Consider the following 24357-nt stretch of genomic DNA (forward strand, 5'->3'; position numbering starts at 1 on the left):
GCCACCCGAATTACTGTATATACATAAATTAAGGGACCGGCACAAGAAATTTTTGTATATACATAAATAACTGAGCCGCCGCCGATCCGGAAATCAGGCGGACCTGTTCCGCCTTTCGATCAGCGCCTCGCCAAAAAGATCGCCAGCTGCCGCCTCAGTTCGTCGCCGGAGCGCGCTTCTTCCTCTTGCCTTTCGACTTGTCCGCCGAGGCGGCCGGCGTGTTCTCGTCATAGCCGGCATAGGCCTGATAGTCGCGCGCGGTCGGCTCAGGCACCACGACATTGCTGTCGACGAAGACGAACTGGGTAGCGGCCGACGGGTCGGTCACCTGCACCTGGTACGGATGCAATTGAGAATAAAGCACCTCGCCGCCACGCTGAACCGCGATGCGGATCGGCATGGTGACGGTGCCGGGCGCGAACAACGGCCCCGGCACGACCTTGCCGGCGACGGCGATCTTCATCGACATTTGACCATTGGCATGGGTGCAATCGCGCGTCACGTCGGTGACCGAGGCCTGGTAGATGATCTTCGATGGATCGCGATTGGGGTCGATGGGCTGGCCGTTGGGTCCGGTCTGGGCGGCCGCGGCGGCTGCCTCGGCCTCCGCCGCGGCATCACCCTTCTTTTTCCTGGGCTTCGCCGTGGCGCCCTTGGCATAGGTGTTGAAATAGGCGGTGCCTTCGCGCAGCGTCACTTTCGGGCAATAGGCTCGCAACTGGCTGGCGAGTATCTTGGGATCCTGCGGCGGCGGCGGCGCGGTGGGATCCTTCTTGCCGAAGCCGAAGTCCAGGATGCCATTGTCGCTCGATTGGCAGCCGGCGGCGGCGAGCATAAAGCCGGTGAGCGCCAGACCCGCGACAAGACGACGGTTGACCGAATAAAACGCCATGAAACTGCACTTCCCTCTCACAAAGCCGGTGACCTATAGCAACCGCGCGGCAAAAATGCGACTGAGCCGGCTGGGAAAATTAACCAATTGCCGTGGATGACGCGACCGGCAGCAATGGGCCTTTGACGATGCAATATGTGAGTACCCGCGGCGATGCGCCCGCGCTTGGATTTTCAGACGCGGTGCTGGCCGGCCTGGCGCGCGACGGCGGGCTTTACGTGCCTCGCGAATGGCCGCAGTTTTCCGCCGCCGACATCCGCGCCATGCGCGGCCTTGCCTATCCGGACCTTGCCATCCGCGTGCTGACGCCGTTCCTGGGCGGCGAGATCGCGGCGCCCGTCTTCGAGCGGCTGGTGCGCGAGGCCTACGCCACATTCCGGCATGAGGCCGTCTGCCCGCTGGTGCAGACCGGGAAAAACACCTTCATCCTCGAGCTGTTCCACGGCCCGACACTGGCCTTCAAGGACGTGGCGATGCAGTTGCTCGCCCGCCTGATGGACCATGTGCTCACCGAACGCGGCCAACGCGCCACCATCGTCGGCGCCACCTCGGGCGACACCGGTGGCGCCGCAATCGACGCCTTTGCCGGGCGCGACCGCACCGACATCTTCATCCTTTTCCCGCACGGCAAGGTCTCGCCGGTGCAGCAGCGCCAGATGACGACGTCAAGCGCCGCCAACGTCCATGCGCTGTCAGTCGAAGGCAATTTCGACGACTGCCAGGGCCTTGTGAAGGACATGTTCAACGACCACGCCTTTCGCGACAGGGTGTCGCTGTCGGGCGTCAATTCGATCAACTGGGCCCGCATTATGGCCCAAATCGTCTATTATTTCTCGTCGGCGCTGTCGCTCGGCGCGCCGGACCGGCCAATATCCTTCACCGTGCCGACCGGCAATTTCGGCGATATTTTTGCCGGTTACGCCGCCAAGCGCATGGGCCTGCCCATCGAGCGGCTGATCATCGCCACCAATGACAACGACATCCTGGCGCGCACATTATCGAGCGGCGAATACCGCACCAAGGGCGTGTTCGCCACGACCTCGCCGTCGATGGACATCCAGGTGTCGTCGAATTTCGAGCGCCTGCTGTTCGAGGCGGCCGGCCGCGATGCCGAGACGGTCAGGCGCTATATGAACGGGCTGAAGCAGTCCGGCGCCTTCACCATCGAGGAAGGCGAGCTCAAGCGCATCCGCGCCGAATTCGACGCCGGCCGTGCTACCGTCGACGAGGTCGCCACCACCATCCGCGCGACGCTCGAAGCGAGCAACTATCTGCTCGACCCGCACACCGCCGCCGCCGTTCATGTCGCCGCCGCCCATGCCTCCGGTCCGGTCCCCATGGTGGTGCTCGGCACCGCGCATCCGGCGAAATTCCCGGCGGCGGTCGAGGCCGCGAGCGGGGTCACGCCTGCGCTTCCCGCTTGGCTCGGCGGCTTGATGACAGCCGACGAAAAATACACGACACTTCCATCCGACTTGAAAATGGTGGAAGATTGCGTAAGCCGCCACTCGCGGGCGGCGCGTTAGGGAGTAATTACCATATGGGTGTTGAGGTAAGCCGTCTGTCGAACGGCCTGACAGTCGCCACCGAAACCCTTCCAAGCATCGAATCGGTTGCCCTTGGTGCCTGGGTGAAGTCGGGCGCCCGCAATGAGCGCGACGAAGAGCATGGCATGGCCCATCTGCTCGAGCACATGGCGTTCAAGGGCACGAAGCGCCGCAGCGCCTTCGAGATCGCCTCGGAAATCGAGAATGTCGGCGGCGAGATCAACGCCGCCACCAGCGTCGAGACGACCTCCTACTATGCCAGGGTGCTTTCCGGCGACGTGCCGCTGGCGGTCGACATCCTGGCCGATATCCTGCAGGAATCCGAATTCGACCCGGAGGAGCTGGAGCGCGAGCAGCATGTGATCCTGCAGGAGATCGGCGCCGCGCACGACACGCCCGACGACATCGTCTTCGACCGTTTCACCGAAACAGCCTTCCGCCATCAGACCATCGGCCGCTCGATCCTGGGCACGCCGGAAACGGTCAAATCCTTCACTTCCAAGCAGCTGCACGACTTCATCGAACGGCAATACGACGCCGAGCGGATGGTCATCGTGGCCGCCGGTGACGTCAAGCACGACAATTTCGTGCGCGAGGTCGAGAAGCAGCTCGGCGGCTTCCGCGCCAAGGCAGCCGGCAATATCCCGCAATATGCGCAATATGTCGGCGGCGACTTCCGCGAGGACCGCGACCTGATGGATGCGCAGATCGTGCTCGGCTTCGAGGGCCGCGCCTACCATGTGCGCGATTTCTACGCCTCGCAGGTGCTGTCTATGATCCTGGGCGGCGGCATGTCGTCGAGGCTGTTCCAGGAAGTGCGCGAGAAGCGCGGCCTCTGCTACTCGGTCTATGCCTTCCACTGGGGTTTTTCCGACACCGGTATTTTCGGCGTTCATGCCGCGACCGGGCAGAGCGACATCGCCAAGCTGGTGCCGGTGATCATCGACGAATTGCAGAAGGCCGGCGAAAGCATCCTGCAGGAAGAGCTCGAACGGGCGCGCGCGCAATATCGCGCCGGGCTCATCATGTCGGCCGAAAGCCCGGCCAGCCGCGCCTCGCAGATTGCCCGGCAGCTGCTCTTGTTCGGACGGCCGATCGCCAAGGAGGAATTGATGGAGCGGCTTTCGGCGCTGACCATCGAGCGGCTGACCGACCTCTCCTCGCGGCTGTTCTCGACCAAGCCGACGCTTACAGCGGTCGGCCCCGTGGGCACGCTTGCACCCTACGAGGCGATTCTCGAATCGCTTGCGGGGCCGCAGACGACGGCCCGCCGGCTCGCCGTCTGACAATAAGCGGGTTCCGCAAAAGTGTCCCACGGTTTTGCGATCAAAACCTGCGAGAAACCAGGGAATCTAGGCAGATATTCGTGGGGCACCCCACGAATATCCGCCTAGAACAAACGCCGTGTTCGCACTCCCTTTCTTTCGCCGAGACCTGCCGGCACCGGGAGGCGAAAAGGTCACGCTGCGCGTGCCTTTGACCAGCGATTATCGCGAATGGTCGGCGGTGCGCGGAGAAAGCCGCGCCTTCCTGGAACCCTGGGAGCCGCGCTGGCAGCCGGACGAGCTCGACCGTACCGCCTGGCGGCTGCGCATCAGCCGCTATCGCGAGGATTATGCGCAGGGCACGGCCATCGCCTTCTTCATCTTCGAAAAATCGAGCGGCAAGCTTGCCGGCGGCATCACCCTTGGCAACATCCGCCACGGCGTCGCGCAGAGCGGCCATATCGGCTACTGGATCGGCGAACGCTTCAGCGGCCGCGGACTGATGACCGAGGCGGTCAAGCTGGTGTCGCGCTTTGCCTTCGATACGCTGCGGTTGCACCGGATCGAGGCTGCCTGTATTCCCGAAAACGCCCGATCGATCCGCGTGCTTGAAAAAGCCGGATTCCGGCGCGAAGGACTTCTGCGATCCTATCTCAGGATCAACGGCATCTGGCAGGATCACTACCTCTACGCCCGGATCGCGGACGATCCGCCGGGCGAAGGAACGAAGGGCTGAGTGTGACGAATTTTCCGCGAGTGGCGTCGCTGTTCGCCCTCATCACGACGGTCCTCGTCACGCTTTTCGTGGCCGTGCCGGCTTTCGCCGTCGAGCCGATCAAGATCGCGCGCGACGACAAGGCGCTGGACCTCTCCGGTGCGGTGGAAATCTACCGGAACCAGGGCGAGAATTTCCAGGTCTCTACCGCGCCAGGGCCCGACGGCATCGTGCGGCGCATCGAGGTGGAAGCCAATGACGCGCGCTCGAGCGGCGACTGGGCCGTCTTCGCGCTCGCCAACACCACCGACCAGCAGCTCGACCGGCTGATCGTCGCGCCGCATTTCCGCCTGGTGAACTCCGGTATCTTCTGGCCCGACCTCGGCTCGACGCGCATCGCCGCGATCACGCCGAGCGAGGGCTTCGCGCTCGACCGCCAGACAAGCCCCGACGCCGACGTGTTCCGCGTGACGTTGAACCCCGGCACGGTGGTGACGTTCATCGCCGAGCTCGCCTCGCCGAAGCTGCCGCAGGTCTATCTCTGGGAGCCGGATTCCTACAAGGACTCGGTCAATTCCTACACACTGTTCCGCGGTATCGTCATCGGCATCTCAGGCCTTCTGGCGCTGTTCCTGACGATCCTGTTCGTGGTCAAGGGAACCTCGATGTTTCCGGCGACGGCGGCGCTCGCCTGGGCGGTGCTGGCCTATATCTGCGTCGACTTCGGCTTCCTTAACAAGATCATAGAGATGTCGCCCGGCAACGAGCAGATATGGCGGGCGAGCACGGAGGTGGCGCTTGCCGGAACCTTCGTCGTGTTCCTGTTCGCCTATCTCAATCTCAACCGATGGCACGGCCATTTCAGCTATGGCGCGCTGGTCTGGATCCTCGGGCTGCTTTTGATTGCGGGCGTCGCCATCGTCGATCCGGCGGTCGCCGCCGGCATTGCCCGCATCTCCTTTGCCGCCACCGCGCTCACCGGCCTCGGCCTCATCATCTTCCTCGGCATTCGCGGCTATGACCGTGCGATCATGCTGGTGCCAAGCTGGGTGATGGTGCTCTTATGGCTATGCGGGTCGTGGATGGCGATCACCGGCATGCTGGACAACGACATCGCGCAGCCGGCGCTGGGCGGCGGGCTGATCCTGATCATCCTGCTCATCGGCTTCACCGTCATGCAGCATGCCTTTGCCGGCGGAGCGCTGCACCAGGGCCTGTTCTCCGATCTCGAGCGCCAGGCGCTCGCCGTTGCCGGCTCGGGCGACATCGTCTGGGACTGGGATGTGCTGCGCGACCGCGTGGTGACCAAGCCGGACATCAGCCTGCAGCTCGGCCTTGCGCCCAACAGCCTTGGGGGCGCTGCCCGCAACTGGCTGCCGGTGCTGCATGCCGACGACCGCGACACGTTTCGCACCACGCTCGACGTGGTGCTGGAGCACCGCCGCGGCAAGGTGGCGCAGAACTTCCGCCTGCGCGGCGCCGACGGCCACTACCACTGGTTCTCGCTGCGCGCCCGCCCGGTGATCGGCTCCGACGGCGAGGTGATCCGCTGCGTCGGCACCATGGTCGACGTCACCGAGCAGAAGAAATCCGAGGAAAGGCTGCTGCACGACGCCGTGCACGACAATTTGACCGGCCTGCCGAACCGAGAGCTGTTCATGAACCGGCTGGAGGCGATCATCTCGATCGCCCGCACCGAGGACAAGGTGCGCCCGACGGTCTTCATCATCGACATCGACCGCTTCAAGCAGGTCAATGACGGCCTTGGCATTTCCGCCGGCGACACCATTCTCCTCACGGTCGCGCGACGGCTGCACCGCCTGCTCAAGCCGAAGGATTCGCTGTCGCGCTTTGCCGGCGACCAGTTCGCGCTGATGCTGCTTTCGGAACAGGACCCTGCCCGGATCGCGGCCATGGCCGATGCCATCAAGCACGCGATCAACAATCCGATCACCTTCGCCAAGCGCGAGATCGTGCTGACCGCCTCGATCGGCCTGATCACCTGGACGACGGCGCAGACCTCGGCCGAGGACATGGTCAAGGACGCCGAGCTTGCCATGCACCAGGCCAAGCGCTTCGGCGGCGACAGGATCGAGCCGTTCCGGCCCGCCTTCCGCACCGTCGGCACCGACCGGCTGCAATTCGAATCCGACCTTCGCCGCGCCATCGAGCGGCGCGAGTTCACGCTTGCCTACCAGCCGATCGTGCGGCTGGAGGACGGCAGCGTCGCCGGCTTCGAGGCGCTGCTTCGGTGGGACCATCCGCGCCGGGGCATGATCCCGCCGGGGGACTTCATCCCGGTGGCCGAGAATTGCGGACTGATCGTGCAGCTTGGCCTGTTCGCCATGCAGCAGGCGGCCGAGGACCTCGCGGCCTGGCAGAAGCAGATCGGCGACGCGCCGCTCTCGGTCTCGGTCAACCTGTCCAGCCGCCAGCTCATACGCCGCGATCTGGTCAGCGACGTCCGCTCCGTCATTGCGCGCGCCAATCTGAAGCCGCGCTGCTTCCGGCTCGAACTCACCGAATCCCTGGTGATGGATAATCCCGAGCAGACCGCGCATGTGCTGGCCAAGCTCAAGCAACTCGGCATCGGCCTGTCGCTCGACGATTTCGGCACGGGCTATTCCTCGCTCTCCTATCTGACGCGCTTCCCTTTCGACACGATCAAGATCGACAAGAGCTTCGTCGACGACTCCACGCCGAAGCGGGCCGTGCTGCTCAAATCCATGGTCAACATGGCGCATGAGCTGGGGCTTTCGGTCGTGGCCGAAGGCATCTCCGACGAAAGCGACGCGCTAGAGCTGCGCCAGATGGGCTGCGAATATGTCCAGAGCTTCATGTTCGGCGCGCCGATGCCCGGCGACCAGGTGCTGAAGACGCTGAAGGAGCAGTATCCGCTGACGCAGGCGTGATCAGGCACGCCTGATGAGGGGCGTCGTTCTGGTGGAGAAGCAGAGCCCTCAGCGATTGGCCGCGACCATCCATCGCGTCGTCAAGCTCGGGCTTTGACCCGAGTATCCATTCCGTGACTTTAAGGCGCTGAAAGCGACGCAGAATTCTGCTCCGCTGCGTCCTTCGATCAAAGTTACGGCATGGATCCTCGGGTCTGCGCGCGCCGCTTCGCTCCTTGCTCCGCCCGTGGATGACGACGGTGCCGCGGCTCGGCCAATCTCCAGCATTTGCGATGATCCCACGGAACCGCAGCTATGAGGCCTGCGGCTAAGCGTGGCCGGCGGCGGCGCTCAAATGGGCGAGGTCGATGCCGATCGAAGCCAGGATACGGTCGTATTTGCGCTCGATATCGGTGTCGAAGAGCAGCTCGGGCGTCGCCGGACAGGTGAGCCAGCCGTTCTCGGCAATCTCGGTTTCGAGCTGGCCGGCGCCCCAGCCGGAATAGCCGAGCGCCATCAGCGCATGGCGCGGGCCGCGGCCGGTCGAGATGGCGCGCAGGATGTCGACCGTTGCGGTCAGGCAGATGTCGTCGGAAACGTTGAGCGAGGATTCCACGCGATAGTCGCCGGAATGCAGCACGAAGCCGCGGCTGCGGTCGACCGGCCCGCCATTGCGCACGACGAAATCGCGCGTATGCGCCGGCAGGCGGATCGCTTCCTGCTCGTTCATGATGCCGAGTTGCACAAGCAGGTCCGGAAACAGCATCTGCTGCGTCTGGTTTATGATCAGGCCCATCGCGCCCTCGTCGCTGTGGGCGCAGATGTAGATGACGGAGCGCGCGAAGCGGTCGTCCTTCATGCCAGGCATGGCAATCAGGAACTGGTCGTCGAGGAAACCGCGTCCGGCGGCCGACTTCTTGTGGCGCAGCAAGTCCATAGGGTGAGCGTAACGCGTTTCGGCAGCGCCGAAAAGGTGGTGCCGGTCCCCGATGTAACGCAAATATGATACCGGGAGAGCGACGAAGTCATTGCGCGGCCAAGAATGGACGGTCAAATCACCGCCATGCGATACATGAAAATATTGGTTCTCGGCGTCGTTTTCGGGTGGGCTACAGGCCTCCCGGCCGAGGCCTCCTCCTCGACCTGGTACAATTCAGAAGGCGGCAAGGTGCGGCTGGTGACTACCGGCAAGCCCGACGAGGCCGGCAAGATCCACGGCGTGCTCGACATTGCGTTGAAGCCCGGCTGGAAGACCTATTGGCGCGATCCGGGCGATGCCGGCGTGCCGCCCCAACTCGACATATCGGGCAGCACCAATATCGCCGACGCCCAATTGTCGTTCCCGCCGCCGCAACGGCATGACGACGGCTATGGCAAATGGGCCGGCTATGATCGCCCGGTGTCGCTGCCTGTGACCTTCACGCTGTCTTCGCCCGACCAGCCGGCGACCATCGATGCCAACATCTTCCTCGGCATCTGCGAGACGATCTGCATCCCGGTGCAGACCCGGCTCAGCGTCGATCCCGGCTCCGATCCCGATAACGCGACCGACGCCACATTGGTGAAAACCGCGATCGCGACGCTGCCTTCCCCGGCCCAGTCCGATTTCGGCATCAGCGTGTTGCCTGGCGACCACGAAACCCTTGTCGTCCAGGCGCAGTCGCCCGGCGATCCGGAGTCCGTCGACTTCTTCATCGCCGGCGACCGCGACTACATGTTCGGCGCGCCGGTGCGCAGCGAGAAGGACGGCAAGCTGTTCTTCACCGTGCCGATCCTCGACCGGCCGTCGGCGACGCCGACCGATGGCGGGCTCTATTATACGCTGACTAGCGCCGAGGGTTCGGTCGACGGGCTGCTGCCTTTCCCTTGATCCAGGGGTCTCCTTGAGCCGCAATTCCGGACGGAAAACCGCCGCACACTTTTCCTGGAATTGCTCTGAAAGGTTGCGGGAAACCGTCCGGTCCGGTATCGAAGGCATCGATCTTCCCCATCTCGCAAGCGAGGAACCCATGACCATTTCGGTTGGCGAAAAACTGCCCGCCTCGAGCTTCAAGATGATGACCGCCGACGGTGCAAAACAGGTCACCGGCGAAGAGATTTTCGCTGGCAAGAAGGTCGTGCTGTTCGGCGTCCCCGGCGCTTTCACGCCGACCTGCTCCAACAACCACCTGCCGGGCTACCTCGAGAACCATGACGCCATTCTTTCGCGCGGCGTCGACACGATTGCCGTCGTTTCGGTCAACGACGTGCATGTCATGGGCGCCTGGGCGCGGTTCACCGGCGGTGAGGGCAAGATCCTCTATCTCGCCGACGGCAGCGGCGACTTCGCCAAATCGGTCGAGCTCGACAACGATCTCTCCGCAGCCGGCATGGGGCTGCGCTCAAAGCGGTTCTCGATGATCGTCGATGACGGCAAGGTCACCGCGCTCAACGTCGAAACCAAGCCGGGCGTCGACGAAAGTGGCGCGGCAAAAATCCTCGAGCAGCTCTGATGCTCGACACCGTCTGGCGCGCGGTGGCGATCGGCATCGGCGCCACGGTGTTCATGGATATCTGGGCGATCATCCTCAACAAGGCGTTCGGCCTGCCGCTGCCCAAGTGGGGCATGGTCGGGCGCTGGGTCCGGCATCTGCCCGAAAGGGTCTTCCACGACGATATCGGCAAGGCCGCGCCCTATGCGCATGAAAAGGCGCTGGGCTGGGCCTTCCACTATCTGGTCGGCATCCTCTACGGCGTGATCCTCGTGGTGCTCGCCGGCGCGGGCTGGCTGGCGGCGCCGACATTCCTGCCGGCCTTCATCCTCGGCATCGTCACGGTCGGGGCCGGCTGGTTCCTGCTGGCGCCTGGCATGGGCGCCGGCTGGGCGGCATCCAGGCTTCCCAATCCGATGAAGGCGCGCGCGCTCAACCTCGTGGCGCACACGGTGTTCGCGCTCGGCATGTTCTCGACGGCGCTGCTGATCCGCTGATATTTTCTCAACAACAGCGATGACGAGCTGAGATCAGAATAGACGGTTCAAATCCCTGCGGCCGTCCACGACGCGAACGATCTCAACCAACTCTACCGGGCCGTCGTCCGTGTCCGGCATCGTTTCATAGAGCAATACAAACGGTGCCGCCACCAGCATGCGTGTCGCCGCCCGAATGTCAGGCCGCCTTACGCCCATGCGTGGTTGATCCGTCAACTGCAGCGCCCGGTCCTCTATCCAATCGTAACAGCGATCGGCGGCCCTCACACTTTCACTGCCGATGGTCACATAGATGTCGATGAGGTCGGCTTTGGCCGCTGGTGACCAGACTACCTTAACGACCATTCGGCGCGGCATCCCTCAGCTTCTGCCGAGCTTCCTTTCGGAGCGCATCAAAGTCCAACGGCTCCGGTTTTCCGCTTGCCTTGCCCTCATCCCAGAGCCGCTGCAGCCGGCGCAAGTCCTCCTGACGCAATTCGCGCTTGGCCAACCAATCCCGCACCGCTTCGCGCACGATTTCACTCGTGGTGGCATACTCGCCAGTTTCTACGGCCTCGCGCATGACGGCCGCCTGCTGCGTCGTGACAGCCACGCTGATTTTTTCCACATTTGCCATGGGTCACTATGTCCTTACTCTATGGTAGCAAATAATACTCCCTTTGCCGGGCTGCAATCAATGGCGCGGCTGATCCGTTGAATTCAACGGACTGTCATGGACCGCCTTAGGCCTAATAGCTTTGCGTCGAGCGCCGCGCCTTTGCGGCCACCGGCCGCTGCGGCTGCGCAGTGGGTTGCGCCACGACAGGCTTCACCGGGCCCTTCTTGAACGGCGCCATCCCTTCGCGCGCAAGTTCATCGGCGCGCTCGTTCTCCAGATGGCCGGCATGGCCCTTGACCCAGTTCCAGGTCACCTTGTGGCGCCGGTTGGCTTCATCCAGCGCCTGCCACAATTCGCCATTCTTCACCGGCTTCTTGTCGGCGGTCTTCCAGCCGTTCTTCTTCCAGCCATGGATCCACTTGGAAATGCCGTCCATGACGTATTTGCTGTCGGTGTGCAATTCGACCGCGCAAGGCTCTTTCAACGCGTTCAGCGCCGAGATGGCCGCCAGAAGCTCCATGCGGTTGTTGGTCGTCTCGGCCTCGCCGCCCGACAGTTCCTTGGTCTTGCCGTTGAAACGCAGGATGGCACCCCAGCCGCCCGGCCCGGGATTGCCCGAGCAGGCGCCGTCAGTGAAAATTTCAACTTGCTTGGTCATGTCAGCCCGTATTCGGATGGCGATCTGATCGCGCGATGGAAGCGCATGCGGCGGATGTATTCGGTCGGATCGCGCTTCATCACCAGCCCGCCATCCGGAATGGTAAGCCAGTCATAGAGCCGGGTCAGCATGAAGCGCAGCGCCGAGCCGCGCGCCAGCATCGGCAGCGCCGCCTTTTCCTCGCCCTCGAGCGGCCGCACCGACTGGTAGCCGGCAAGGAGTGCGGTGCCCTTGGTGAGGTTGAAGGAAAAATCCTTTTCGAAGCACCAGGCGTTGAGGCAAGTGGCGACATCATAGGCGTAGAGGTCGTCGCAGGCGAAATAGAAGTCGATCAGCCCGGACAGCTTCTCGCCGAGGAAGAAGACATTGTCCGGGAACAGATCGGCATGGATGATGCCCTGCGGCAGGCCAGCCGGCCAGTTGCGCTCGAAATCGCCGAAGTCGGCGTCGACCTCGGCTGCAAGCCCCGGCTCGACCTCGTCGGCACGGTCGCGGGAGGCCGCCCAGAGCTTGCGCCAGCCGTCGATGGCCAGCGCGTTCAGCCTTCTCATCTGAAAATCCTGGCCGGCAAGATGGAGGCTGGCGAGCGCCTTGCCGACTTCCGCGCAATGCGCGGCCGTCGGCCGCCTCAGCGACAGGCCTTCGAGGAAGGTGATGATGACGGCCGGCCGGCCGGCGAGCGTGCCGATGACGGTGCCGTCATGCGCGGTGACCGGCAGCGGGCAGGAAATGCCTTTCCTGGCGAGATGGCCCATCAAGCCGAGAAAGAACGGCAGGTCGGCCTTGTCGACGCGCTTTTCATAGAGTGTCAGGATGTAGGAGCCGGTCGAGGCGTGGACCAGGAAATTGGAATTCTCGGTGCCTTCGGCGATGCCCTTGTAGGACAGCAGCTCGCCCACCGGATAGGCTTCGAGGAACGCGGTCAGCTCGCCTTCGTTGACGTCGGTGTAGACGGCCATCGGGTTTCACGCGGCTCCATTGACGAAGGCCATGTCGGCCGCCGTCAGTTCGACATCGCGCAACACCCGCATCACCGGAAAATCCTCCGTTTCCGTGGCCGTGATGGCCAGATCGATGGTGACGTCGAAGCGCTGCCGGAACGCATCGATGATCTCATCGACGATGATCTCCGGCGCCGAAGCGCCTGCCGACAGACCGAGCGTCTTAATCCCGGCGATCTCATCCCACGGAATTTCGGCGGCGCGCTGCACGAGAAGCGACATCGTGGCACCGGCGCGCTCCGCCACTTCGACAAGGCGACGCGAATTGGACGAATTCGGAGCGCCGACGACGAGGAAGAGATCGGCGCCGGCCGCCGTCTCCTTCACCGCTTCCTGGCGATTGGTGGTGGCATAGCAGATCGATTCGGCCGCGGCCGCGTGCAGCTCGGGAAACCGCTCCTCCAGCGCCCGGATGATGCCGGCGGTGTCCTCGACCGACAAGGTCGTCTGGGTGACGAAGCCGAGGGCCGAAGCGTCGACGGGCACGAAGCGCGCCGCATCGGCCTCGGTCTCGATCAACGTCACGGCGCCTTCCGGCAATTGGCCCATCGTGCCGATCACTTCCGGATGCCCGGCATGACCGATCAGGAGCACATGGCGGCCGAGCCGCTGGTGGCGCATCGCCTGTTTGTGCACCTTGGAGACGAGCGGGCACGTGGCGTCGAGGTAGAAGAGATTGCGCGCCTGAGCATCCGCCGGCACCGATTTCGGCACGCCATGCGCGGAAAAGACCACGGGCGACTGACGATGCTCCGGCGGAATCTCGGACAGTTCCTCGATGAAGACGGCGCCCAGGCTCTGCAGCCCTTCGACGACATAACGGTTGTGCACGATCTCGTGGCGGACATAGACCGGCGCGCCGTATTTCTTCAGCGCCAGCACAACGATCTGGATGGCACGGTCGACGCCGGCGCAGAAGCCGCGCGGCTGGCAGAGCCTGATCGTGAGCGGTGGCTTTTTCTCAATCATCAACGCAAGGCCAGTTCAGTCGGATTCAGGATTCAAGAGCATGATGCCGAAAAGTGTGAAGCGGTTTCGGACGACATCATGCTCTCTCTCTTTGATGCAGGCGAAATGAGGTGCGTACCCCTGCCCTGTCAAGAGCGACCGGTTTCACGCTTCCTTCGCCGGGCGGCGCAGTCTGAGGATCAGCACGGCGGCGAGCGCCGCGGCCAGCCCGTACCAGGTGACGGCGTATTGCAGGTGGTTGTTCGGCAAATCGATGATGGTGACCCCACCGACCGGCAGGCCGCCAGGGTTCGGCGTCTTGTCGGCATCGATGAAGAACGGCACCAGCACCACACCGGCCGGCAGCCCGGCGCTCGCGGCCATGACGTCGCGGTCCTTCCAATAGAAGATGTTCTTGGCGACATCGTTGTCGGGAAGCATCGTCGATGGCTTTGCGGGCAGCGGATTGCGGGCGAGCCCGGTCACCGTCACCTTGCCGGCAACCTCGCCCTGTGGGCGCTTGGCCGGATCCTTGAGGTCGTAGGGCACGAAGCCGCGGTTGACCAGCACGACGCGGCCGTCCTCGAGCTGCAGGGGCGTATAGACATTGAAGCCACTATCGCCTTGCCAGGTGGAAAAGAAATGCCGCTCGCCCTGGTGCAGGAAGGTGCCTGTCATCGTCACCGGCGTGTAATCGACATCATGGGAGGCGGCGAATTCCTTCTCGACGTCGGCTAGAGGCAGCGGTGCGGTATGGGTGCGCTTGTCGATGGTCGCGAGCAGGTCTTCCTTCCAGTGCAGGCGCTGGACCTGCCAGGTGCCGAGCCCGGTCAGGATGACGAACAGGACAAGGCCGAGGCCAAGCAGCAACGCCAAGCGCGGCCGCGAACGGCCGGCAACCAAATCGGCCGTCTCGCTCATTCGATGGAATCCAGCCTGCCCTCGGAGGCCTTCCTCGAATATTGCAAGGTGATCAGCACGCCCTTGATCAGGCGCAGCGCCGTCAGGCACAGCACCAGCGCCAGCGGTATCCACAACATGAAGTGCAGCCAGAGCGGCGGACTGAACGTCACCTCCATCCACAATGCGAGGCCGACGACGACGAAGCCGATGATCAGGATGACGAACACCGCCGGTCCGTCGCCCGCATCGGCGAAGGAATAGTCGAGCCCGCAATTGTAGCAGCGCTTGCCGACGGTGAGGAAGCCCGAGAACAGCTTGCCTTCGCCGCAGCGCGGGCAGCGGCCATGCAGGCCGGCCGAAACGGGATCGATGGGCGGCCAGATCGCCTTGTCTTCGCTCATGTCCGCACCGTAGACCCTTTCGCCCAAAAAGATAAGGCGGCCACGTCGCCGCAGCCGCCCCATGAATTCATCCCGTTGGGGTCAGTGGCCTTCGATCATCGCGCCGTTCGAGGCCCAGACATAGATCGCGCTGAACAGGAACAGCCAGACCACGTCGACGAAGTGCCAATACCAGGCAGCCGCCTCGAAGCCGAAATGCTGCTTCGGCGTGAAGTCGCCGCGTATCGCGCGCACCAGGCAGACCAGCAGGAAGATGGTGCCGATGATGACATGGAAGCCGTGGAAGCCGGTCGCCATGAAGAAGGTGGCGCCGTAGATCGAATCCTTGAATGCAAAGGGCGCGTGCATGTACTCGTAGGCCTGCACCATGGTGAACAGCATGCCGAGGCCGACGGTCAGCACCAGGCCGTTGATGAGGCCCTTGCGGTCGCCATGCAGCAATGCGTGGTGCGCCCAGGTCACCGTCGTGCCCGACAACAGCAGGATGATGGTGTTGTAGAGCGGCAGGTGGAAGGGATCGAGAACCTCCAGACCCTTGGGCGGCCAGACGCCGCCGGTGAAGGCGGTGCGGGCATATTGCGATGCTTCGCCCGGGAACAGGCTGGCGTCGAAGAAGGCCCAGAACCAGGCGACGAAGAACATCACCTCGGAGGCGATGAACATGATCATGCCGTAGCGCAGGTGAAGCGACACGACGCGCGTGTGGTGGCCCTCATGCGCTTCCTTGATGGTGTCGGACCACCAGGCGAACATCGTGTAGAGCACGATGATCAGGCCGATGAAGAACAGCCACGGATTGGCGATGTTGTGGCCGAACACCGGGAAGTTGCCGGCCTTCAGATACTGCATCAGGCAGACGCCGCCGACGGCCGTGACCAGCGCGCCTACCGAGCCCAGGAAAGGCCACGGGCTGGGGTTGACGAGATGGTAGTCGTGTTGTGGTTTTGCGTGCGCGTCTGCCATATCAACCCCCGAGGCTTGCTTCGGTATCGGAAAATTTGTTGGTGCTGCTACCAGCGGCCGGCGCCGACGAGGCGACCGGCTGTTTCTTTTCGACCGGGAACATCGTGTAGGACAGGGTGATGGTCTTCAAGTCCTTGAGTTCCGGCACGTTGACGATGTCTGGATCGACATAGAACACGACCGGCATGTCCAGCGTCTCGCCGGGCTTCAGCGTCGTGTCGGTGAAGCAGAAGCACTCCACCTTGTTGAAATAGGCGCCGGCCATTTCCGGCTGCACGTTGAACGAGGCGCGGCCGGTGATGGGGCGGTCGAATTTGTTGGTGGCGCTGTAATGCGCCTGCGCCGTCGCGCCGATCTTGATCGTCACCGAGCGGGCGACAGGCTCGAACTGCCACGGAATGCCGTTGGTGTTGGCATCGAAGCGGATGGTGATGTCGCGGTCGAGCACGCGGCCGGCATATTGCTTCTCGGCGCGCTGCGTGGTGCCGCCATAGCCGGTGACCTGGCAGAACATCTTGTAGAGCGGCACCGCCGCATAGGCCATGCCGACCATGCCGGTGAAGAAGGCGAGGCAGACCGCGGCGACGATGCCGTTGTTCAGCTTGCGGGGGCCGTTGTTCACCTTACGGGGCTTGCCCAAGTCGCCGCTCATCAGCCGCCTCCCAACAGGCCCGAGCCGGTCAGGCTGGCGCCATGGTGACCGAAGCGCACGATGGTGGCGGCATAGAAGATGATGACCAATGCCGCCAGCGCGACGCCGATGGCGATGGAGCGGTTGCGGCGCGCCTTCTGCTGGCGGTCGGTCAAAGTAACCATTTCGAGCTTCTTGTCGGCCACGATCATACTCCCCCCATCATGAGGGCGCGCCCGACCACGCAGTCGACGAGATAGGCGGCAAAGATAGCGAAGAGATAGAGCAGCGAGTAGCCGAACAGGGCCTTGGCCGGCTTCATCGCGCGATCGTCGTCGGCCATGGCGAGCACTTTCCAGGCATACCAGACGAAGCCCGCGCCAAGGACTGCCGAGACGACACCATAGCCGGCCGTGGTGTAGCCGAGCGCCCAGGGCAGCACACCGACCGGCGCCAAGATCAGCGCATAGGCAAAGATCTGCCGACGGGTCGAGGCCTGGCCGGCGACATTCGGCATCATCGGGATGCCCGCGCGCGCGTAGTCGTCGGACTTGAACAGCGCCAGCGCCCAGAAATGCGGCGGCGTCCACAGGAAGATGATCAGGAACAGGATCACGCTTTCGAGGCTGACCGAGCCGGTCACGGCGGCCCAGCCGATCACCGGCGGAATGGCGCCGGCGGCGCCGCCGATGACGATGTTCTGCGGCGTCCAGCGCTTCAGCCACATCGTGTAGATGACGGCGTAGAAGAAGATGGTGAAGGCGAGAAGCGATGCCGACAGCCAGTTGACCAGCACGCCGAGCGTCATCACCGACAGCACCGACAGCACCAGGCCGAAGCTCAACGCCTCGCCTGGCGTGACACGACCGGCCGGCACCGGGCGGCTGGACGTCCTGGTCATCACCGCGTCGATGTCGGCGTCGTACCACATGTTAAGCGCTCCGGAAGCGCCGGCGCCGATGGCAATCGCCAGGATGGCGATCATCGCCAGCAGCGGGTTGATGGTGACGGGCGCCGCGACCAGGCCGACAAAGGCCGTGAAGACGACCAGCGACATGACGCGCGGCTTCAACAGGGCGAAGAAATCGCCCGCGGTCGCTTCCGACATGCGAAAGCCCGCTTCCTCCGTCAATCTGTTTCCGGCAAGGGCCATGCGTACTTAAAGTCCATCATTCCGTTGGCCAAGACCGCCGGACAAGCCGGCGGCCTCGTATGCGTCGGGATGCTGCTTACTTGATCCTCGGCAGCTGTTCCCACTGGTGGAACGGCGGCGGCGAAGGCAGCTGCCATTCGAGCGTGGTGGCACCCTCGCCCCACGGGTTGGCGCCCGCGACGCGCTTCTTCTGGAAGGCTTCGAACACGCCGTAGAGGAAGATCGCAACACCGACGGCCGCGATGTAGGAGCCGTAGGACGACACCATGTTCCAGCCGGCGAATGCGTCCGGATAGTCGACGGTACGGCGCGGCATGCCGGCGAGACCGAGGAAGTGCTGCGGGAAGAAGATCAGGTTGACGCCGACGAAGGTGACCCAGAAGTGGGTGTTGGCGATCACCGGCGAGTACATGTAGCCGGTCATCTTCGGGAACCAGTAGTACCAGCCGGCGAAGATCGCGAACACGGCGCCCAGCGATAGCACGTAGTGGAAGTGGGCGATCACGAAATAGGTGTCGTGCAGCGAGCGGTCGAGGCCTGCATTGGCCAGCTGAACGCCGGTGACGCCACCGATGGTGAACAGGAAGATGAAGCCCAGCGCCCACAGCATCGGCGGCTTGAAGGAGATCGAGCCGCCCCACATGGTGGCGATCCAGGAGAAGATCTTCACGCCGGTCGGCACCGCGATGACCATGGTGGCGAACACGAAGTAGCGCTGCGTGTCGAGCGACAGGCCGGTCGTATACATGTGGTGCGCCCAGACGATGAAGCCGACGGCGCCGATCGCAACCATGGCGTAGGCCATGCCGAGATAACCGAAGACGGGCTTCTTCGAGAAGGTCGAGACGATGTGGCTGACGATGCCGAAGCCCGGCAGGATCAGGATGTACACCTCGGGATGGCCGAAGAACCAGAACAGGTGCTGGAAGAGGATCGGGTCACCGCCATTCTCCGCCACGAAGAAGGAGGTGCCGAAATTGCGGTCGGTGAGCAGCATGGTGATGGCGCCCGCCAGGACCGGCAGCGACAAGAGCAGCAGGAAGGCGGTGATCAGCACCGCCCAGGCAAACAGCGGCATCTTGTGCAGCGTCATGCCGGGAGCGCGCATGTTGAAGATGGTGGTGATGAAGTTGATGGCGCCGAGGATCGACGACGCGCCGGCGATGTGGATCGACAGGATCGCCAGATCCATCGCGGGGCCTGGCTGGCCGGACGTCGAGAGCGGCGGATAGATCGTCCAGCCACCGCCGACGCCGAAAGCGCCCGGCGCGCTCGGCACGAACATCGAGGAGAGCAGCAGGATGAAGGCCGGCGGCAACAGCCAGAAGGAAATGTTGTTCATGCGCGGGAAGGCCATGTCCGGCGCGCCGATCATGATCGGCACCATCCAATTGGCGAAGCCGCCGATCAGGGCCGGCATGACCATGAAGAAGATCATGATCAGGCCGTGCGCGGCGCCGAAGGCGTTGTACATGCTCTTGCCGCCGTCGATGGCGGCGTCACCCTGCATGCCGTAGACCATCTGGGCCAGGCCGCTGAAGATCTGGATACCCGGCTCCTGCAGCTCCATGCGGATGGCGACCGAGAGCGCGCCGCCGACGATGCCGGCCATGATCGCGAAGATCAGGTAGAGCGTGCCGATGTCCTTGTGGTTGGTCGAGTAGACCCAGCGGACCCAACCTTGCGGCCTGTGGTCGTCGTGATCGTGAGCTGCAGCCTCTGCCATGTTCCGCTCCGTTCCCTAAATCCTGCTAACCCGCGGCATCAGTTGCCGGCGGCCGCTACCTTGTTGGTACCATCGATCTCGGCCATCAGCGCCTTGTTGGCGCCGGGCACATCGGTCTTGGCCGTATCCAGCCAGGTCTTGAACTGCGCATCGGACACGACGCGCACCGCGATCGGCATGAAGGCATGGTCCTTGCCGCAGAGCTGCGAGCACTGGCCGTAGTAGAGGCCTTCCTTCTCCGCCTTGAACCAGGTCTCGTTGGTGCGGCCCGGAACGGCATCCATCTTGATGCCGAAGGACGGCACGGCGAAGGAGTGGATGACGTCGGTGGCGGTGATCAGCACGCGGGTCATGGTGTCGACCGGCACGACCAGCTCGTTGTCGACGGCGAGCAGGCGCGGATAGAGGCCGCGGTCTTCCTTGCCGGCCTTGGCGCGGTCGGCATCCTGGAGAACCGCCGAGTTGAAGGAGAAGGTCTTGTCGACCTGGTACTCGTAGTCCCAGTTCCACTGGTTGCCGGTCGCCTTGACGGTGAGCTTGGCTTCTTCCTTCGGCGTGTACTGCGCGGTGAGCAGCTGGAAGGAGGGAATGGCGATGAGCAACAGCACGATCACCGGCCCGACCGTCCAGATAACTTCGATCAGCGTGTTGTGGCTGGTCTTGGACGGCACCGGATTGACGCTGGCGCGGAAGCGCATGATGCAGACCAGCAGAAGCACCAGCACCAGGATGGTGATCGGAACGATGAACCACATGGTGTAGTTCCCGAACCTCTCGATCTGCCGCATCATGTCGGTCGCCGGAGCCTGGAAGGTCATCTCCCATTCCCGCGGCTGGTCGGCACGGGCCGCCGCACTGGAGAAGAGCACGGCCGAAGCTGCCGTACCTGCCAAGAATTCAGCGCTTGCCAGGAATTTCCTCATCGCCCTCTCGTCTCCCACTTCCCGCGACCTGGTCGCACCAATAACGGAGAATGCCGGGATTGGGAATCCCGGTCTGTCCTAGGCTGGTTCAAACCATACTCTATTTCCCTCCGCAAGAAAGGAGCGGAGGAAACCGTGCGGCATTTTTGCGCGCAAGCCGAAGGCCGTGTTCGGCCATCGCCATGCTATTTGCGCAACGGTCGCAATTCGGGCGAATTTGCTTTGGAAAAGCACGCAATTACCGGTATCGGGGCGGACCGGCGACGGTCTCGTCCTTTACTTGGCCCCGGCGCGGCTTAAAGTGCCGTGATTCGCAATGGAGCCGTCATGACTTCCTGGCTTTCGAGAACCCTGGCGAAGGTCGTCCTTACCCTCGCCTTGCTCGGCGTCGGCGTAGCCGTGGGCGCCACTGCCTCGCCGAATAATGCCACGCCCCCCAGCGGCACGGTCAAGTCGACGCATGGCGCGTGGTCGATCATCTGCGATACGCCGGCGGGTGCTACCTCCGAACAATGCGTGATGATGCAGAACGTCGTCGCCGAGGATCGCCCCGAAATGGGCCTTTCGGTCGTGGTGCTGCGCACCGCCGACAACAAGGCCGAGATCCTGCGCGTGCTGGCGCCGCTCGGCGTGCTCTTGCCCAACGGCCTCGGCCTCAATGTCGACGGCAAGGATATAGGCCGCGCCTATTTCGTGCGCTGCTTCCAGGACGGCTGCTATGCCGAGGTGATCCTCGAAAAGCCGCTGCTCGACACGCTGAAGAGCGGCACGTCGGCCACTTTCATCGTCTTCCAGACGCCGGAAGAAGGCATCGGCATCCCTGTCGACCTCAAGGGCTTTGCGGACGGCTTCGCCGCCCTACCTTGATCTTCTTGCCCATGCGCCGCTCCTGACGCTGAGGTCCGGTGGCGAATGCGCGTTCGGCGGCAAGGAGGCTCGATGCGCGCGACGTTATCCATTTTCATTACAGGCTTGGCGTTGGCTGGCGCGATTTCGGTCGCCCGGGCCGAGGATGCCGAAATCCTCCATCAGCCCGACCCCACGGCGGTCCTAGAAATCGCCAAAGGTTTCGGCTCGGCCAGGATGGGCAAGGACGACAACGGCGATCCGATGATTTCGGGGCGGATCGAGGGCGTCAAATACGTGATCTATTTCTATGGCTGCGAAGACCACGTCAACTGCAAGTCGCTGCAATTCTCGACGGGTTACACCGAGCCGCTCTCCGCCGAACAGGCCAACGCGTGGAACACGAAGTACCGTTGGGTGAAGGCCTATTCGGGTGACGGCTCGAATTTCAAGATGGATGTCAGCTTCGCCGGCGGCATCACAAGGGCCAATCTCGAGGAGCAGTTCTCCAACTGGGGCTCGATGTCCAGCAACATCAAGGACTTCGTCAACGAGAAGTGACGGCTGGCAGCGACGCAATCGCCGGCATGATCGTGTTGGCGATTGTCTGACGGTGGCTTCGCGCCTACATCCGTGCAACGATTTGTTTCCATGAATGGATTTGCCATGAACAGCCTGATCGGCCAATTCGACATTTCCGACGATCGCGTCAAAGAGATCGTCGCCGAGACCATCAAGGGCGCCGACGACGGCGAGCTGTTCCTTGAATACAGCGAGAGCGAAGCGCTGATGTTCGACAATGGCCGGCTGAAGACGGCCAATTTCAACACCGACCAGGGGTTTGGCTTGCGCGCCGTGGCCGGCGAGGCCAGCGGCTATGCGCATTCCAGCGATCTCTCCGAAGCCTCGCTGCTGCGAGCGGCCGATGCCGTCTCGGCGGTCAAGGGCGGCTATTCCGGCCTACTGGCCGCGGCCCCTGCCCGCACCAATACCCATCTTTATGGCGATGAGAACCCGATCCCCTCGCCTTCCTTCGAGACCAAGGCCAAGCTCCTGCAAGAGATCGACGGCTGGCTGCGCGCAAAGGATCCGCGCGTGCGGCAGGTGACGGCCTCGCTCGCCGCCTCTTGGCAGCATGTCGAGATCGTGCGCGGCGACGGCCAGATCGTGCGCGACATCCGCCCGCTGGTCCGGATCAACGTTTCGGTCGTGGTCGGCAGCGGCGACCGGCAGGAGAGCGGCTCCTACGGCATGGGCGGCCGCAAGAGCTTTGGCGAGTTCGTCAGCGAGGAAAGCTGGAAGCACGCGGCAGGCGAGGCGCTGCGGCAGGCGCTGGTCAACCTCGAGGCCGTCCCCGCGCCGGCCGGCACGTTCGACATAGTGCTCTCCAGCGGCTGGCCAGGCGTGATGCTGCACGAAGCGGTCGGCCATGGGCTGGAAGGCGATTTCAATCGCAAGAAGACGTCGGCCTTCGCCGGCTTGATGGGCAGCCAGGTAGCGGCGAAGGGCGTCACCGTGGTCGACGACGGCACGATCCCCGAGCGGCGCGGCTCGCTCACCGTCGACGACGAAGGAACGCCTTCGGCGCGCAACGTGCTGATCGAGGACGGCATACTGGTCGGCTATATGCAGGACCGCCAGAACGCCCGGCTGATGGGCATGAAAGCGACCGGCAACGGCCGGCGCGAAGGCTATGCGCACCAGCCGATGCCGCGCATGACCAACACCTACATGACCTCCGGCGACATGGACCCGGACGAGATCATCGCCTCGGTCAAGAACGGCATCTACGCCGTTTCCTTCGGCGGCGGCCAGGTCGACATCACCTCCGGCAAATTCGTGTTCGGCTGCACCGAGGCCTACATGATCGAGAACGGCAAGGTGACGCAGCCGATCAAGGGCGCGATGCTGATCGGCAACGGACCGGATGCCATGCACCGGGTGAGCATGATCGGCAACGACATGAAGCTCGACACCGGCATCGGCATGTGCGGCAAGGCCGGACAAGGCGTGCCCGTCGGCGTCGGCCAGCCGCATCTGAGGATGAACCAGATGACGGTGGGCGGCACCAGGGTTTGAGGCGTTGGCATCGTTCCGGTAGAATCGTCTGCGAGACGACATTTCACTCGAGCGTGTAGCCATCATGTCCAAACCCGAGAACTCGCCAGAGGGCGTTGATTTGAAACCGATGCCGGCCTTTGCGCCGACGCGGCCGCAGGACGTGTTTGGAATCCTACAGCATTCTGGCGGGCCGAAAACACTTGAGGATATGGATGCGGGCGTACTCGCCGAAGCGCAGCAGCGCGACGCTCGCGATTGATGCCAACCCGTGCAGCGGGACGGCCTCTGCCTTACGCGAAACACAATCGTGTTAGGATATTATTAATTGTTTAATTGGCTGCGCCGGCGTTTGCGCACTAGCCTGTCGCCAGTCTTTCTCGTTGCGGTGGAGTTGGCCGTGCTGCGTTCCCCTGGCGTCCTGACCTCTTCTTTGCTGCTTGGCCTCGTTTCGTTGGTTGGCGCGACATCGCTATCAACCGCTCCGGCGGCGGCGCAGTCGACGTGGTTCAAGCGAACGTCGACGCAACCAGCTTCCGGTTCCGCCACGGTTGGCGGAAGCACCAGCGTTCCCTATGGCTGGCTCGATTTCTGCCATCGCCGGCCCAAAGAGTGCAAGGTGCCAGCCCTGCCTGCCACGAGCGTCAAGCTGACCGCGCAGAAGCTGAGCATCCTCAGGCGGATAAACCAAAAGGCGAACCGCTCCATCAAGCCCGTCAGCAACTACGATCACTGGGGCACGATGATGGATCACTGGGACTATCCGGTGGACGGCAAGGGCGATTGCAAGATCTACGCCCTCTACAAGCGCAAGCTTCTCCAGGAGGCGGGATTTCCCCGTCAGGCGCTGCTGATGACGGTGGTGCGCGACCTGAACAATGAGGGCCACACCGTCCTGACGGTAAAGACCGACAAGGGCGATCTCGTGCTGGACAATATGGTCGACGAAATCCGCCCCTGGAACGCTACCGGCTATTATTTCCTGAAACGCCAATCGCAACAGAACCCCAACATCTGGGTTTCGCTCAACCAGCGCGGCGGGAAAGCCTCGCGCATGTCGCCAAACTCGTAGACAAATGCAAGTCACGCAGAAGTGTGCAGCGGTTCTGGGACAACGACATGCATCAAAATAAAGACAAGCGCGTCGCCTGAATCCGGTTCAGCGCGGCGCGCTTTAAGTGGCCTGAGCGGATCAACCTTGACGGATCTGTGCACGCGGTAAGGCAGGTGCCCCTGCCTCGCAAATTCGCGGGCCGGAAAGTCCGACCCG

General features: G+C 63.3%; 27 protein-coding genes. 12 read left to right on the forward strand and 15 right to left on the reverse strand.

What is annotated here, in order from left to right:
* Nucleotides 1–154: 154 nt before the first annotated feature.
* Nucleotides 155–892, reverse strand: a complete 738-nt coding sequence (locus RFM98_RS04500) for a hypothetical protein (RefSeq protein ID WP_320307713.1) — start codon at nt 890–892, stop codon at nt 155–157.
* A gap of 128 nt (nt 893–1020) precedes the next feature.
* On the opposite strand from RFM98_RS04500, the gene thrC reads away from it, so the two are divergent.
* From thrC to RFM98_RS04520, 4 genes are all read left to right on the forward strand, one after another.
* Nucleotides 1021–2418, forward strand: a complete 1398-nt coding sequence (gene thrC / locus RFM98_RS04505; RefSeq protein WP_320308131.1) for a threonine synthase — start codon at nt 1021–1023, stop codon at nt 2416–2418.
* Between the two features lie 14 nt (nt 2419–2432).
* Nucleotides 2433–3725 carry a M16 family metallopeptidase gene (locus RFM98_RS04510; RefSeq protein ID WP_320307714.1) on the forward strand — a complete coding sequence of 431 codons (1293 nt, stop codon included), beginning with the start codon at nt 2433–2435 and terminating at the stop codon, nt 3723–3725.
* 118 nt (nt 3726–3843) lie between these two features.
* Nucleotides 3844–4440 (forward strand): GNAT family N-acetyltransferase, encoded by a 597-nt coding sequence (locus tag RFM98_RS04515; RefSeq protein WP_320307715.1) that lies wholly within the window; start codon nt 3844–3846, stop codon nt 4438–4440.
* Between the two features lie 2 nt (nt 4441–4442).
* Nucleotides 4443–7331, forward strand: coding sequence for an EAL domain-containing protein (locus tag RFM98_RS04520; protein ID WP_320307716.1), 2889 nt, complete (start codon nt 4443–4445; stop codon nt 7329–7331).
* A 307-nt stretch (nt 7332–7638) separates the two neighbouring features.
* Here RFM98_RS04520 and RFM98_RS04525 read toward each other — a convergent pair whose 3' ends face one another.
* Complete coding sequence (locus tag RFM98_RS04525) at nt 7639–8247, reverse strand: YqgE/AlgH family protein (protein ID WP_320211873.1); 609 nt, start codon at nt 8245–8247, stop codon at nt 7639–7641.
* A 126-nt stretch (nt 8248–8373) separates the two neighbouring features.
* On the opposite strand from RFM98_RS04525, the gene RFM98_RS04530 reads away from it, so the two are divergent.
* The 3 genes from RFM98_RS04530 (at nt 8374) to RFM98_RS04540 (ending at nt 10278) form a co-directional block, all read left to right on the forward strand.
* Nucleotides 8374–9180 carry a protein-disulfide reductase DsbD domain-containing protein gene (locus tag RFM98_RS04530; protein ID WP_320308132.1) on the forward strand — a complete coding sequence of 269 codons (807 nt, stop codon included), beginning with the start codon at nt 8374–8376 and terminating at the stop codon, nt 9178–9180.
* A gap of 139 nt (nt 9181–9319) precedes the next feature.
* Nucleotides 9320–9802, forward strand: a complete 483-nt coding sequence (locus RFM98_RS04535) for a peroxiredoxin (RefSeq protein ID WP_320307717.1) — start codon at nt 9320–9322, stop codon at nt 9800–9802.
* Nucleotides 9802–10278, forward strand: coding sequence for a DUF2938 domain-containing protein (locus tag RFM98_RS04540; protein WP_320307718.1), 477 nt, complete (start codon nt 9802–9804; stop codon nt 10276–10278). The genes RFM98_RS04535 and RFM98_RS04540 overlap by 1 nt, the downstream gene beginning before the upstream one ends.
* Before the next feature lie 33 nt (nt 10279–10311).
* On the opposite strand, the gene RFM98_RS04545 is transcribed toward RFM98_RS04540, so the two are convergent.
* From RFM98_RS04545 to coxB, 13 genes are all read right to left on the reverse strand, one after another.
* The gene (locus RFM98_RS04545) at nt 10312–10623 is read right to left on the reverse strand and encodes a type II toxin-antitoxin system RelE/ParE family toxin (protein ID WP_320307719.1); all 312 of its coding nucleotides are present in this window, start codon (nt 10621–10623) and stop codon (nt 10312–10314) included.
* The gene (locus RFM98_RS04550; RefSeq protein WP_320307720.1) at nt 10613–10894 is read right to left on the reverse strand and encodes a ribbon-helix-helix domain-containing protein; all 282 of its coding nucleotides are present in this window, start codon (nt 10892–10894) and stop codon (nt 10613–10615) included. The genes RFM98_RS04545 and RFM98_RS04550 overlap by 11 nt, the downstream gene beginning before the upstream one ends.
* 112 nt (nt 10895–11006) lie before the next feature.
* Nucleotides 11007–11534, reverse strand: a complete 528-nt coding sequence (gene rnhA / locus RFM98_RS04555) for a ribonuclease HI (protein ID WP_320307721.1) — start codon at nt 11532–11534, stop codon at nt 11007–11009.
* Nucleotides 11531–12493, reverse strand: a complete 963-nt coding sequence (locus RFM98_RS04560; protein WP_320307722.1) for a homoserine kinase — start codon at nt 12491–12493, stop codon at nt 11531–11533. The genes rnhA and RFM98_RS04560 overlap by 4 nt, the downstream gene beginning before the upstream one ends.
* Nucleotides 12494–12499: 6 nt before the next feature.
* Nucleotides 12500–13504: a 4-hydroxy-3-methylbut-2-enyl diphosphate reductase gene (gene ispH / locus RFM98_RS04565; RefSeq protein WP_320307723.1), complete on the reverse strand. Its 1005-nt coding sequence runs from the start codon at nt 13502–13504 to the stop codon at nt 12500–12502.
* Between the two features lie 144 nt (nt 13505–13648).
* The gene (locus RFM98_RS04570; protein ID WP_320307724.1) at nt 13649–14404 is read right to left on the reverse strand and encodes an SURF1 family protein; all 756 of its coding nucleotides are present in this window, start codon (nt 14402–14404) and stop codon (nt 13649–13651) included.
* Nucleotides 14401–14787, reverse strand: coding sequence for a DUF983 domain-containing protein (locus RFM98_RS04575; protein ID WP_320307725.1), 387 nt, complete (start codon nt 14785–14787; stop codon nt 14401–14403). Before RFM98_RS04575 ends, RFM98_RS04570 begins: the two co-directional genes overlap by 4 nt.
* Before the next feature lie 81 nt (nt 14788–14868).
* Nucleotides 14869–15750, reverse strand: coding sequence for a cytochrome c oxidase subunit 3 (locus tag RFM98_RS04580; protein WP_320211884.1), 882 nt, complete (start codon nt 15748–15750; stop codon nt 14869–14871).
* A 1-nt stretch (nt 15751) separates the two neighbouring features.
* A complete protein-coding gene (locus RFM98_RS04585) occupies nt 15752–16402 on the reverse strand; it encodes a cytochrome c oxidase assembly protein (RefSeq protein WP_320307726.1) in 651 nt (216 codons plus the stop codon).
* Nucleotides 16402–16593 carry a cytochrome c oxidase system small membrane protein gene (locus RFM98_RS04590; RefSeq protein ID WP_320307727.1) on the reverse strand — a complete coding sequence of 64 codons (192 nt, stop codon included), beginning with the start codon at nt 16591–16593 and terminating at the stop codon, nt 16402–16404. Before RFM98_RS04590 ends, RFM98_RS04585 begins: the two co-directional genes overlap by 1 nt.
* Nucleotides 16590–17534, reverse strand: a complete 945-nt coding sequence (locus RFM98_RS04595; protein ID WP_320307728.1) for a heme o synthase — start codon at nt 17532–17534, stop codon at nt 16590–16592. The genes RFM98_RS04590 and RFM98_RS04595 overlap by 4 nt, the downstream gene beginning before the upstream one ends.
* A gap of 76 nt (nt 17535–17610) precedes the next feature.
* A complete protein-coding gene (gene ctaD, locus RFM98_RS04600) occupies nt 17611–19260 on the reverse strand; it encodes a cytochrome c oxidase subunit I (RefSeq protein WP_320307729.1) in 1650 nt (549 codons plus the stop codon).
* A 38-nt stretch (nt 19261–19298) separates the two neighbouring features.
* A complete protein-coding gene (gene coxB / locus RFM98_RS04605) occupies nt 19299–20183 on the reverse strand; it encodes a cytochrome c oxidase subunit II (protein ID WP_320307730.1) in 885 nt (294 codons plus the stop codon).
* A 327-nt stretch (nt 20184–20510) separates the two neighbouring features.
* Here coxB and RFM98_RS04610 point away from each other — a divergent pair, with 327 nt between their 5' ends.
* From RFM98_RS04610 to RFM98_RS04630, 5 genes are all read left to right on the forward strand, one after another.
* Entirely contained in the window at nt 20511–21050 is a 540-nt protein-coding gene (locus RFM98_RS04610; RefSeq protein ID WP_320307731.1) for an invasion associated locus B family protein, read from the forward strand.
* 72 nt (nt 21051–21122) lie between these two features.
* Complete coding sequence (locus RFM98_RS04615; protein ID WP_320307732.1) at nt 21123–21590, forward strand: YbjN domain-containing protein; 468 nt, start codon at nt 21123–21125, stop codon at nt 21588–21590.
* A gap of 105 nt (nt 21591–21695) precedes the next feature.
* The gene (gene tldD / locus RFM98_RS04620; protein WP_320307733.1) at nt 21696–23108 is read left to right on the forward strand and encodes a metalloprotease TldD; all 1413 of its coding nucleotides are present in this window, start codon (nt 21696–21698) and stop codon (nt 23106–23108) included.
* Nucleotides 23109–23172: 64 nt separating this feature from the next.
* Nucleotides 23173–23349 carry a hypothetical protein gene (locus RFM98_RS04625; protein ID WP_430682251.1) on the forward strand — a complete coding sequence of 59 codons (177 nt, stop codon included), beginning with the start codon at nt 23173–23175 and terminating at the stop codon, nt 23347–23349.
* A gap of 66 nt (nt 23350–23415) precedes the next feature.
* Nucleotides 23416–24159, forward strand: coding sequence for a transglutaminase-like cysteine peptidase (locus RFM98_RS04630; RefSeq protein ID WP_320307734.1), 744 nt, complete (start codon nt 23416–23418; stop codon nt 24157–24159).
* Nucleotides 24160–24357 lie beyond the last annotated feature (198 nt).

It is taken from the genome of Mesorhizobium australafricanum, from assembly GCF_033977265.1.
Lineage (GTDB): Bacteria > Pseudomonadota > Alphaproteobacteria > Rhizobiales > Rhizobiaceae > Mesorhizobium > Mesorhizobium australafricanum.